Origin of the sequence: Aquibacillus salsiterrae (genome assembly GCF_028416595.1) — a bacterium.
Lineage (GTDB): Bacteria > Bacillota > Bacilli > Bacillales > Amphibacillaceae > Aquibacillus_A > Aquibacillus_A salsiterrae.
The window spans coordinates 90929-102861 of sequence record NZ_JAMQKC010000006.1; the positions used below are offsets into that span (position 1 = coordinate 90929).

10 protein-coding genes are annotated in these 11933 nt (G+C 40.4%); 2 read left to right on the forward strand and 8 right to left on the reverse strand.

Features of this window, described 5'->3' with window-relative positions; all coding sequences use genetic code 11:
• Window positions 1-44 precede the first annotated feature (44 nt).
• The 6 genes from NC799_RS09305 to NC799_RS09330 all read right to left on the reverse strand — a co-directional run bounded on the left by NC799_RS09305 (window position 45) and on the right by NC799_RS09330 (window position 5632).
• Window positions 45-791, reverse strand: coding sequence for an amino acid ABC transporter ATP-binding protein (locus NC799_RS09305; protein ID WP_272446181.1), 747 nt, complete (start codon window positions 789-791; stop codon window positions 45-47).
• Between the two features lie 11 nt (window positions 792-802).
• Window positions 803-1504 (reverse strand): amino acid ABC transporter permease, encoded by a 702-nt coding sequence (locus NC799_RS09310; RefSeq protein ID WP_272446182.1) that lies wholly within the window; start codon window positions 1502-1504, stop codon window positions 803-805.
• On the reverse strand, window positions 1491-2312 hold the full coding sequence (locus NC799_RS09315; protein WP_272446183.1) for an amino acid ABC transporter substrate-binding protein: 822 nt from the start codon (window positions 2310-2312) through the stop codon (window positions 1491-1493). Before NC799_RS09315 ends, NC799_RS09310 begins: the two co-directional genes overlap by 14 nt.
• Before the next feature lie 210 nt (window positions 2313-2522).
• Entirely contained in the window at window positions 2523-3317 is a 795-nt protein-coding gene (locus tag NC799_RS09320) for an ABC transporter ATP-binding protein (protein ID WP_272446184.1), read from the reverse strand.
• Between the two features lies 1 nt (window position 3318).
• On the reverse strand, window positions 3319-4302 hold the full coding sequence (locus NC799_RS09325; RefSeq protein ID WP_272446185.1) for an ABC transporter permease: 984 nt from the start codon (window positions 4300-4302) through the stop codon (window positions 3319-3321).
• A 250-nt stretch (window positions 4303-4552) separates the two neighbouring features.
• Window positions 4553-5632, reverse strand: a complete 1080-nt coding sequence (locus NC799_RS09330; protein WP_272446186.1) for an ABC transporter substrate-binding protein — start codon at window positions 5630-5632, stop codon at window positions 4553-4555.
• Window positions 5633-5880: 248 nt separating this feature from the next.
• On the opposite strand from NC799_RS09330, the gene NC799_RS09335 reads away from it, so the two are divergent.
• Window positions 5881-7008, forward strand: coding sequence for an NAD(P)/FAD-dependent oxidoreductase (locus tag NC799_RS09335; protein ID WP_272446187.1), 1128 nt, complete (start codon window positions 5881-5883; stop codon window positions 7006-7008).
• Window positions 7009-7098: 90 nt separating this feature from the next.
• Here NC799_RS09335 and ilvD read toward each other — a convergent pair whose 3' ends face one another.
• Entirely contained in the window at window positions 7099-8787 is a 1689-nt protein-coding gene (gene ilvD, locus NC799_RS09340) for a dihydroxy-acid dehydratase (RefSeq protein ID WP_272446188.1), read from the reverse strand.
• 176 nt (window positions 8788-8963) lie between these two features.
• Between ilvD and NC799_RS09345 the strand changes: the two genes are divergently transcribed.
• Window positions 8964-9512 carry a M15 family metallopeptidase gene (locus NC799_RS09345; RefSeq protein ID WP_272446189.1) on the forward strand — a complete coding sequence of 183 codons (549 nt, stop codon included), beginning with the start codon at window positions 8964-8966 and terminating at the stop codon, window positions 9510-9512.
• A gap of 1305 nt (window positions 9513-10817) precedes the next feature.
• On the opposite strand, the gene NC799_RS09350 is transcribed toward NC799_RS09345, so the two are convergent.
• Window positions 10818-11828, reverse strand: a complete 1011-nt coding sequence (locus NC799_RS09350; protein ID WP_272446190.1) for an iron-hydroxamate ABC transporter substrate-binding protein — start codon at window positions 11826-11828, stop codon at window positions 10818-10820.
• Between the last annotated feature and the right edge of the window lie 105 nt (window positions 11829-11933).

Below are 11933 nucleotides of genomic sequence, written 5' to 3' on the forward strand. Positions count from 1 at the left end.
GTTAAAAAATAGACCAAAAGCACAAATCGCGCCTTGATCTTTATTTATGGATTCATTATCCGCTGAATGAACTGTCTAGTCCGCTCTTCTAATGGATTTTTCAACACTTGCTCGGGAGGACCTTCTTCCACAACAACACCATTGTCCATAAACAAAACCTTATCTGCAACCTGTTCTGCAAACTTCAATTCATGCGTGACAATGACCATCGTCCATCCTTCATTAGCTAGATCTTTCATTACTTTTAGTACTTCCCCGACCAACTCGGGATCAAGCGCTGATGTCGGTTCATCAAACAGCATTAACTCTGGCTGAATAGCAAGTGCTCTTGCAATACCAACTCGTTGTTGCTGCCCTCCAGATAATTGATGTGGATAAAGATTTAGCTTATCTGCTAGTCCTACTTTATCTAACAGTTGTCGGGCTAGTTCATTAACTACTTGCCTATTTTTCTTTTGGACATAGAGCGGGCCTTCGGTGACATTTTGTAATGCCGTTTTATGTGGAAATAAGTTATAAGACTGAAAGACCATACCTGATTTTAGGCGTAACGTTTTTATAACACTTTTCTTAGGCTTCTGTGCAAAATCTATCTCAAAATTATCGTCAAAGGTAATGGTTCCTTTTTCAGGCATCTCAAGTGCATTTAAACACCGAAGTAACGTTGTTTTTCCAGAACCGGACGGACCAATAATCGCAACGATGTTACCTTTATCAATTGTAATGTCAATATCTTTCAGTACCTCCAGGTTTCCGAAAGATTTTGTAATCCCTTTCGCAGAAATAAACATCTTTAGTCCCCCTATCTCGCGACATATCGCTCGAGTCGATGTTCGATTTTGTCTTGGACAATAGATAAAATAAAACAAATAACCCAATAAAGCATCGCAGCTTCTATATAAAGTAACATAAAGTCATAAGTTCTTGCTGCAATTTCCTGTGCTTTGCGGAATAATTCTGTTACTAATATTAGCGATGCGAGCGACGTATCCTTCACTAAACTAATAAATGTGTTAGATAAAGGTGGTATTGAAACTCGTGTAGCCTGAGGGATTATAATTCGAATTAACGTCTGCGAGTAACTCATGCCAATCGTAGTAGCTGCCTCCCACTGGCCCTTAGGGATCGATTGGATCGATGCACGAATAATTTCAGAAGAATAAGCACCAACGTTTAATGAAAAAGCAATAACCGCACTCGGAAATGGATCTATTGTAATTCCGATACTCCCTAAACCAAAAAAGACAATAAACAGTTGAACAAGAAGTGGTGTCCCTCTAATAGCTGAGACGTACATCCTTGCTGGAATAGTTAACAGTTTTGTCGTAGAAAGGCGCATTACAGCCGTAAGTAAAGCAATGAACATACCTAATACAAAAGAAACGAAAGTAAGAGGAATCGTATTTTTGATTCCTCCTAAAATCATTGGCCAAAGGGAGTTTTGGAATAACTCCCATCCACCCATATCAGCAGCTATTGAATAGAGATAACTATTGAGAAACATCTTCGCCAAACCACTTCTCAGAGATTTTAGCTAGCGTCCCATCTTCTCTCATTGCTTCTAGTTGTTCATTAACTGCTTGGACAAGGTCTTCATTTCCTTTTCTAAAGGCAAAAGCAGTTTCAGAAACATCTTCTTCCCTAACAGCAATTTTTACTCCAGCATCAGGCTGTTGATTGATGAAGTCTAGAACAGCTAAACGATCGTTTACCGTAACATCAACCCGACCTTGTTTAATCAATTCAATGGATTGGGCTAATCCCTCCACCCCGACAAGTTCAGCACCATTTTCTTCGGCAATTGCTCCAAAGTTACTCGTTAAAGACTGTGCTGATTTCTTACCAGCCAAATCTTCAAATGACTGAATGTCGTTATTCTCTTTCGGCACAACTACTACCGCTGATGATACTGTATAAGGAAAAGAAAAGTCATAGTTTTCTAACCTTTCTTCGTTAATCCCTACCTGGTTTGCAATAAGATCAAACCGCTTAGAGTTCAGACCAGCAAACATCGAATCCCATTGTGTTTCTTGGAAATCGACTTCAACTTCCATTCGCTTTGCTACTTCTTCCATCACTTCAACATCATATCCGGTTAGCTTATCGTCTTCGTTGTGGAATGAAAACGGTGCATAAGTACCTTCAGTCCCAACCTTAATGACCCCTTCTTCTTTTATTTGTTCATACCGACTGTTAGCTTCTTTATTATCATCCGCTTTATCGCTAGAATTTGACTCATCCTTATCACCAGAGCCACATGCCGCTAATAGAAGAATAAGTGCTAGCCAAATCAGATTTGTTAATTTCTTCATCTTAATTACCCCCATTAAATTTTACGGATTAATTTTCTTTCACAAGGAAGATCGCGCAAATATTAGTTTTAAATATAGGATATCCGTTCATTCCTAAATTATCCGTGATAAGAAAAGCGCAAGTCGCGCGCCAGAGCTAGACAGCTCTTACATTTTTTTCTTATCTTGTAAAAAAAGCTGAACTTCCATTGGAAGCTCAGCTTTAATGCTTTACCCTAGTACAGCACGATCATTATCCATCTGCTTTCCACGAATCCTTTGGAACTCATGAAGTAACTTTTCAATCGTTAACTCTTGTTTTTCTTTTCCTGATACATCAAAGATAATCTGGCCCTTATCCATCATGATCAACCGGTTACCTAAATCCAATGCTTGTTGCATATTATGCGTGACCATTAAAGTCGTTAAGTTAAATTTCTCAACAACTTCACCCGTCAAGTTGGTAATCAGTTCTGCTCGTGATGGGTCCAATGCTGCGGTATGTTCATCTAGTAACAGAATATTAGGTTCCGTAAATGTTGCCATTAACAGCGAAAGGGCTTGCCTTTCTCCTCCAGACAACAAACCTACTTTTGCATTTAGACGATTTTCCAATCCGAGGTGTAGCGTCTCAAGAAATTCGCGGAACATCTCTCTACGCTTTTTCGTTACGCCAATGCGTAACTTCCGCTTCTTATTACGCGCGTAAGCCATCGCTAAATTTTCTTCAATCGTCATCGATGGTGCAGTTCCAGCCATCGGATCTTGGAAAACACGCCCAATAAAATTAGAACGTTTATATTCAGGAAGCTGCGAGACCTTTTTACCATTGATTTCAACAATACCAATATCAGGCTTTAAGCTACCTGACACAATATTCATTAGTGTCGATTTTCCTGCTCCGTTACTACCAATTACTGTTACAAAATCACCAGAGTTCAGGCTTAAATTAATATCTTGCAATGCTTTTTTCTCATCGGGAGTATCTTCATTAAATGTAACAGATATATTTGAAAGGTTAAGCATCTTAAACCTCCTCTGCCTTTTTACTAAGCGCCATTTTTTTTCGCTTTCGCCGTTGTTGTTCTTTACTTGTTGCAATAAGTTTAGGTGCAATAAGCGCAACAATGACTAATAATGCAGTAATTAACTTCATGTCACCTGTTTCGAGGAATTTAACTTTTAATGCTAGTGTAACAACAATTCGGTATGCAATTGCCCCACCAATCACCGCCAAGGTCGTCCGCATGATTGTTTTTGTTCCAAATATTGCTTCACCGATTATCACGGATGCTAGACCAATCACAATCATTCCAATTCCCATGTTAACATCAGCAAAGCCACCGTATTGGGCAACGAGACCACCGGATAAGGCAACTAAGCCGTTCGATAACGCTAAACCAATAATTTTCAAGCTATCTGTGTTGGCGGAAAAACTACGAATCATCCGTTCATTATCGCCAGTTGCCCGAAGCGCTAAGCCTACTTCCGTTTTCAAGAAATAATCTGTTATTACCTTTATGATTAATGTTACAAACACCATAATTATTAAGACGGCCCAACTACCGGGGAACCGTTCAACTCCAAACAATTGTACTAAGCTATTTAATGCTTGATTTATTCCTGTTGTTTCAAATAAAGGTTTAAGGCCAGTAAAAATAGTCGACTCATTGATTAATGGTAAATTTGGCCGACCCATAATTCTAAGGTTAATTGAATATAGGGCAATCATCATAAGAATACCGGATAATAGCGGATTAATCTTGCCCTTCGTATTCAATAAACCAGTAATACTACCTGCCAAGCATCCTGCCAGTAAGGCGAACACTGTTGCAATAAAAGGTGGTACCCCATTTATAATTGATATTGCCGCAACACCAGCACCTGTAACAAAACTACCATCCACAGTTAAATCGGGAAAGTCTAACACTCGGAAGGACAAATAGACACCAAGTGCCATAATCGCATAAATAATCCCTGACTCAACGGCTCCGAAAATTGAAATAAACATGCTGTTCTCCCCTTCTAGAAAAACATTCTTTCTATTTTTAATCACAATCTCTACTATATCATAATTTCAACCGACTACGATGTGCCTATTTTAATTACTAAAAATTGGACCTATTTTCTAAGAAAAGCGCAAGGCGCCTTGCGCTAGACAGCTCTTGGATCTTTTTATACTTTCTTTTCTTATTTTCTTATCTTTTAAAAAGAAAAGAACCGACAATTAAACCTATCCAGGATAATGTCGGTTTATCTTCTTATTCTTTCTCAGTCTCTAGTAATTGGGCATCTTCATCCCAATCTTCATTCCATTCTACTCCTTGTTCCTCAGCAGCACCTTTATTAATAAATAACTGCATGTTAGGTGGGTATTCAACCGGAATATCTGCGGTTGTTTTTTCACCGGTTAACACTTCGACAGCCATTTCACCTGCACGGTAGCCAATTGTGAAATAATCTACACCGAATGTAGCAAATCCACCTTTTTTAACTGAGTCAGGTTCTCCAACGATTAACGGCACATCCTGTTCATTTGCAATTTGGACAACTGTTTCTAGGGCAGATACGACTGTGTTATCAGTGATAACGTAAATCACGTCTGCTTCCCCTACAAGTGTATTAGTTGCTTGCTGAACTTCAGCCGATGTTGAAACCGTACGTTCTACTGTACTTAAGCTTGTTCCTTCCACTGCCTCATTAACTGCTTCTATTTGGGTAACTGAGTTTGCTTCACCAGCGTTATAAACTAATCCGACAGTAGCACCCTCGAAATAAGTATCGATGAATTTAACTGTATTCTTAATTGCATCTGGATGTAAATCCTGCACCCCGGTAATAACTTCTCCAGGTTGGTCCATTCCTTCAACCAAACCAACTTCTGTAGCATCTGTAACTGATGCAAAAATGATAGGGATTTCTACTCCACTTGAATTCACTGCTTGTAAAGATGATAGAGCACTTGCTGTTGAGTTAGCAAAAATTAAATCAACGTCATCTGCTACAAAATTATTCGCAATCGTACTTGCATTATTTTGATCATTTTGAGCACTCTGAAAATCATATTCTGCTTCTAAACCAGCGTCAGCGATTGCTTGCTTAAAACCCTCGTACGCTTGATCTAATGATGGGTGTTCTACAATTTGTGATGCACCGATTTTATAAACCTTTGAATCTTCCGTATCTCCGCTATCTTCTGACGGTGTTTCTTCAGACGATTGATCCTCTTGTGTAGCATCACCACTACCATTTGAAGAATCAGAATCATTTTCAGCCGTACCGCATGCCGCTAAAACTAAGGCACTCATCATAATTAAAATAATTAATAGCCACTTCTTCATTCTTGCTCTTCCCCCCATATTACTCTATTATTTAAAATTTTCTAAAGATTTACGGTAAATTATATCACACATTTAAAATGTAGGGTAGAAAGTTTATGCTTCTTTCTTTTCTTCCTATTGACAAATGGAAATACTTGTATAACGCATTACTTTCATGCACACTATTAGCTAAGTGGAGGGCGGGGGAAGTTTGAGTAGACACTTTAACTTTATGCTTTCTTATCTTTTTGCAAAGGAGTATTAAAAAAATGAAAATTGTCGTTATTGGTGGCGGGATACTTGGCTCCTCAACAACCTATCATCTTGCAAAAAGTGGGGCTGAAGTCTGTCTCATTGACAAACACCATCAAGGTCAGGCAACGGATGCAGCCGCCGGAATCGTTTGTCCATGGCTTTCCCAAAGAAGAAATAAGGCATGGTATACGTTAGCAAAGAGCGGTGCTAGCTATTACCCACATCTGATAAAAGAATTAGAGGCTGATGGAGAAACGGAAACAGGTTATCGTAGAGTTGGCACCATTAGCATTAGAAAAGATAAAAATAAGGTAATTGCAATGGAAGAAAGAGCAAGACATCGGAGAGAGACAGCACCTGAAATCGGTGAAATTTCCGTATTATCGAAGGAACAAACAAGCAATCTTTTTCCTCCATTGGATAAGGAGTTCGAATCCATTTATATTAGTGGTGGTGCCCGAGTCGATGGCAGGAAACTTAGAAATTCGATGCAACGAGCTGCCGAAAAAAACGGCGCAACCATCATTAGAGGCAAAGCAGCCGCACTTTCTAGTAATGCCAACAATGACGTTAATGGTGTTTATGTTGGAGATGAATTTGTGGAAGCAGATGTAGTAATTGTTACCGCTGGCGTCTGGGCAAAGCAATTTCTTGAACCGTTAGGAATTGAATTTTGCGTCGAGCCTCAGAAGGCCCAAATTGCCCACGTCCATTTGCCAGACACAGACACAAGTAATTGGCCAGTCGTCATGCCCCCTAATGACCAGTACTTATTAGCATTCGATGATGGTCATATTGTTGCTGGTGCTACACATGAAAATGACCGCGGTTTCGATACGACGGTCACACCAATTGGTATACATGAAATTTTTGACAAAGCGTTAAACATAGCGCCAGGACTAGCACAAGCAGAATTAATTGAAACCCGTGTTGGGTTTCGCCCTGTTCTACCTAATTTCCTGCCAGTGATTGGACCCCTGCCAGGATTTGAGCAAATACTTGTTGCCAATGGATTAGGTTCTTCTGGGCTAACAACAGGTCCATATCTTGGCTCGCAGTTGGCAAAGCTCGCACTAGGAATGGAAATTGAGCTCGATTTAAATGACTATCCTGTTAAGGAAGCCGTTAAATGGTTAGATTAACTCTCTTACTTTTCTTTTAATAAAGCTTGTAGAAAAACCACGAGTTTCTCTACAAGCTATCTGTATCACTTAAAGAAATAACTTCCCTTATTATTCTTCATCGTTAAAGTTGTCTGTTACTGCACCTTTAGATGAACAAGAGACATTGTGTGCGTATTTACCGAGTATACCTTTTGAATAGAGTGGTGGTGCCACCCATTCTCTTCTCCGTTTTGCTAGTTCATTGTCCGGTACATCCATGAAAATTTCTTGGCGTTCCGAGTCAATAGTGACCAAATCTCCTTCTTTTACCAAGGCAATTGGACCGCCCACTTGCGCTTCAGGAGCTATATGCCCAACAACAAGGCCATGCGTACCACCAGAGAAACGACCATCCGTCAACAAAGCTACTTTTTCCCCTAAGCCTTTTCCAACAAGAATCGCGGAGATAGAGAGCATTTCCGGCATACCTGGACCACCTTTTGGCCCCTCATAGCGAATAACGAGTACGTCACCTTCTTTAATATCATTATTCATAACTGCCTCAGTTGCCTCATCCTCTGTGTCAAATACTCGAGCAGGCCCGGTATGACGTTTCACCTTTACCCCTGACACTTTGGCAACAGCACCACTTGGCGCTAAATTACCTTTTAGAATGACAAGTGGTCCGGTAGCGCGATATGGCTTATCTAATGGAAGGATAATTTCCTGACCTTCCTCAAGGTCTGGTGCGTCTGCTAAATTTTCTGCTATCGTTTTACCTGTTACTGTTAAGCAATCCCCATGTAAGTAACCAGCCTTCAGTAATAGCTTCATTACCGCTGGCACTCCGCCGATTCGGTGTAGATCCTGCATGACATATTTTCCACTTGGTTTCAAGTCGGCAATGTGAGGTACCTTTTTCTGAAGTCGATCAAAATCATCTAGCGTTACGTCGACACCAACAGAGTGGGCAATCGCAAGCAAGTGCAGTACAGCATTTGTCGAACCACCTAACGCCATAACAACAGTAATAGCATTTTCAAAGGCCTTCTTTGTCATAATGTCTTTTGGATAAATTCCTTTTTCCAATAAGTGATAGAGGGCTTGTCCGGCTTTACGGCAGTCTTCTGTTTTATACTTTGACTCTGCTGGATTAGATGAACTTCCAGGTAGGCTCATTCCCAATGCTTCCACAGCACTTGCCATTGTGTTGGCGGTGTACATACCTCCACAAGACCCCGCTCCTGGGCATGCATGACATTCGATTCCATGTAATTCTTCACCACTAATGTCACCGTTATTGTATTTGCCAACGCCTTCAAACACGGAGACGATATCTAGCTTTTCACCATTTCTAAAGCCTGGTGCAATTGTTCCACCATAAACAAAAATAGCAGGAACATCAGACCTAGCAATCGAAATTAAACAGCCGGGAATATTTTTATCACATCCACCAATCGCAACATATCCGTCTAAATTTTCAGCGCCTACAACTGTTTCAATGGAATCAGCGATAACATCTCGACTAGGTAATGAATATCTCATCCCTGACGTACCCATTGAGATTCCATCAGATACTGTTATCGTATTAAAAATTAGTGGAACAGCACCTGCTGCTTCGGCACCCTCCTTGGCGCTTTTAGCTAAATCATCAATATGGATATTACAAGGCGTTACCTCACTCCATGTACTAGCAATACCCACCATAGGCTTTTTAAATCCTTCATCTGTTACACCGACTGCTCGGAGCATTGCCCGATTCGGTGCTCTTTTTGGATCATCAAATACTTTACTCTTTATCCGCAAATCCTTCTTCATCATGCTCTCCTCCTGTCCTTTCTTTCTCTTTACTATAATAGCTTAGTTTTAATAGTTCAATGAATTTGATATATTCTGACGACTTATAAACTATTTAGCAATTAAAAGTTGACTTTATTATTTCCCAATTCGTCCATACTGATAAGTGGATTATTTTTTAAGGAGAATTATTTGAAATGAAACCAAATCCAATTTTGATTTTAGCTTTTTTCTCTATCGTGTTGTTACTATTATTTTTAATAAACAAGGAGCAGCCGTTGAATAAAGACGTTCAACCACCAACGGAACTACATCCAACCGTAAAAAGATACCGAGATATTTTAATTACTCAAGCAGATTCAATTGGGATTAATATCGTTATCACTGATGGCCTCAGGTCGTATGCCGAACAAGACGCGATATACGCAAGGGGACGAACTAAACCTGGAAACATTGTAACAAATGCACAGGCTGGGGAATCTTATCATAATTATGGACTTGCAATTGATTTTGCGCTTCGTGTAGGGGATGACGTAATTTGGGATATAACCTATGATGGTAATCAAAATGGTAAGTCAGATTGGATGGAAGTAGTTGCCTTAGCAAAAAAACTAGGTTTCTCCTGGGGTGGGGACTGGCAGGGTGCACCCGATTACCCGCATCTTCAAATGGAATTTGGTTTGAGTATTTGGGAGTTGCGGCGCGGTAAACAACCAAACGTCGATAAATACGGAGACCCTCTCTGATCTGCAATCTCCTTAGACTAAGCTTCGGAGATTTACACGGAATTATGGACTTGACTGTTTATATCGTTTTTTGTTACAGTTTGGTCGTTGGATGCGCTCCCTCGGGCGTGTATTTCGTTTTTTGTTACCGTTTAACCGCTAGCAGGGCTCGGTCGGGCGTTAATATCGTTCTTTGACTACCGTTTGACCGCCGGAAGGACTCGGTCGGGCGTTAATATCATTCTTTGACTACCGTTTGGCCGCCGGAAGGGCTCGGTCGGGCGTTAATATCATTCTTTGACTACCGTTTGACCGCCGGAAGGGCTCAATCGGTCGTTACTATCATTCTTTGACTACCGTTTGACCGCCGGAAGGACTCAATCGGTCGTTAATATCGTCCTTTGACTACCGTTTGACCGCTGGAAGGACTCAATCGGTCGTTAATAGCGTCCTTTGACTACCCTTTAACCGCCGGAAGGGCTCGGTCGGGCGTTAATAGCGTCCTTTGACTACCTTTTGACCGCTGGAAGGGCTCGGTCGGGCGTTAATAGCGTCCTTTGACTACCGTTTGACCGCCGGAAGGGCTCGGTCGGGCGTTAATATCATTCTTTGACTACCGTTTGGCCGCTGGAAGGGCTCGGTCGGGCGTTAATAGCGTCCTTTGACTACCGTTTGGCCGCCGGAAGGGCTCGGTCGGGCGTTAATATCGTTCTTTGACTACCGTTTGACCGCCGGATGGGCTCAATCGGGCGTTAATATCGTTCTTTGACTACCGTTTGGACGTTGGATGCGCTCCCTCGGGTGCAATGTCATCAAAGTTAAATTTCCAATAATTAACAGATACACTCTAAGCTTTTTTCTACCAGATACTTTTCGAATCTATTCTCATCTGGAGTAAAAAAAAGACAATCCGTATTGCTTCTAAAAAAGTCTTTCCCATTTCTATCACCACTTGTCCGTTTGATATACCAAAAAATAGTATCCAAGTCAATTATTGTGGTGATTTGAAAATGTCAAGTGTATCTATACCCGTTTTTTCGTTTTATTAAATTAACGATTTATTACATCAGGCACAAACCTTTTTAGGGAAACCAACATTCCATTTTTTGTAATACTAACTTGATGACATTGCCCTCGGGCGTGTATTTCGTTTTTTGTTACCGTTTAACCGAAAAGACAGTATACTCAAAAATGAATAAATGCTATCCTTTTTTCATCATAGATGGTGGCTGCAGAAAGCCATGGTGGTTTCTTATCTTTTAAAAAATGCGTAGCAAACAGAAAAAAATCCAGCTCCGGTAATAATGGGCTGGATCTTCGTTTCTGTTACTCTCCTACATTCTCTAATACATCGTCAATCATTTGTGAATTTGCGACTGGGCCGGTATATAGCCAGCTAGATGTTGATGGTAATTCGTAAATATTGCCTTCCTTAACAGCAGGGATGTTTTTCCACAGGTCATCTTGTAGCATTTCTGACCCGTTACCCTTATCGCTATTAACTAAGAAAATATGGTCTGCATCTAATTCAGCTAATTTCTCTAACGAAATTTCTGACCAGTTTGCTTCCGTACTTTCTGAAATCTCTTTCACGACATTTGGGGTTGCTAAACCTAGGTCGCCATATAGCACATCACCACTTGATAAGTTCTCACTTACGATATAGAACGTATTATTAAATAACCATAAAGCTGCAGCTGATTCATCACCGATTGATGCTTCAATTTGTTCCTTAGCATCTGCTGCTTTTTGTTCATAATCAGCTAGGACCTGTTCTGCTTTCTCCTCTTGCCCAAATACTTTGCCAATTTGTAATAATTCCTCGCGCCAGTCATTGTTTTGCTCAGAACCTACTACATATGTTGGTGCAATTCTGTTATATTGTTCGTATTTATTTCCTTCGACCATACCTGCAGAATCCATAATGATTAAGTCTGGTTCAAAGCTTGTAACAGTTTCTAGCGGTAAATCATATGGAATAGTCGGAACATCTTTTAGAGAATCTTGCAAATAGTCTTGAATGGTCGCACCATCAGCAACTGACCACTGTGCGACTGGTGTGATCCCTAAAGCAACTAAGTAATCTTCTAGGTAAGATGCTATGACACGCTTAGGCTCAGCAGGTACTGTCACTTCATTTCCCATCGCATCGGTTAATGTACGCTCACTTTCTTCGCTGTCTGTTTCATTTCCTTCACTAGATGCTTCTCCGTTTTCAGTCTCTGCTGTTGTATCATCTTGAGGCTTTGGATTTTCTTCTTCGGTATTACCACATGCCGCTAGCAATAAGAATGTTGCCACAAAAGCTAGCATTATATAAAATTTTCTACTTTTCATTGTGTATTTACTCCTTTGCGATTTATCATTTTTATGGAAGCACAAACCAAATGATAACAATTATCATTATCATTTGCAAGAGTGATTTTATTTTAATTGTGACAA

Coding starts and splice junctions, on each gene's coding strand:
- NC799_RS09325 (WP_272446185.1), bottom strand. CDS start 4,302: ATGTTTATTTCAATTTTCGGAGCCGTTGAGTCAGGGATTATTTATGCG.
- ilvD (WP_272446188.1), bottom strand. CDS start 8,787: ATGAAGAAGGATTTGCGGATAAAGAGTAAAGTATTTGATGATCCAAAA.
- NC799_RS09335 (WP_272446187.1), top strand. CDS start 5,881: ATGAAAATTGTCGTTATTGGTGGCGGGATACTTGGCTCCTCAACAACC.
- NC799_RS09345 (WP_272446189.1), top strand. CDS start 8,964: ATGAAACCAAATCCAATTTTGATTTTAGCTTTTTTCTCTATCGTGTTG.
- NC799_RS09350 (WP_272446190.1), bottom strand. CDS start 11,828: ATGAAAAGTAGAAAATTTTATATAATGCTAGCTTTTGTGGCAACATTC.
- NC799_RS09330 (WP_272446186.1), bottom strand. CDS start 5,632: ATGAAGAAGTGGCTATTAATTATTTTAATTATGATGAGTGCCTTAGTT.
- NC799_RS09320 (WP_272446184.1), bottom strand. CDS start 3,317: ATGCTTAACCTTTCAAATATATCTGTTACATTTAATGAAGATACTCCC.
- NC799_RS09315 (WP_272446183.1), bottom strand. CDS start 2,312: ATGAAGAAATTAACAAATCTGATTTGGCTAGCACTTATTCTTCTATTA.
- NC799_RS09310 (WP_272446182.1), bottom strand. CDS start 1,504: ATGTTTCTCAATAGTTATCTCTATTCAATAGCTGCTGATATGGGTGGA.
- NC799_RS09305 (WP_272446181.1), bottom strand. CDS start 791: ATGTTTATTTCTGCGAAAGGGATTACAAAATCTTTCGGAAACCTGGAG.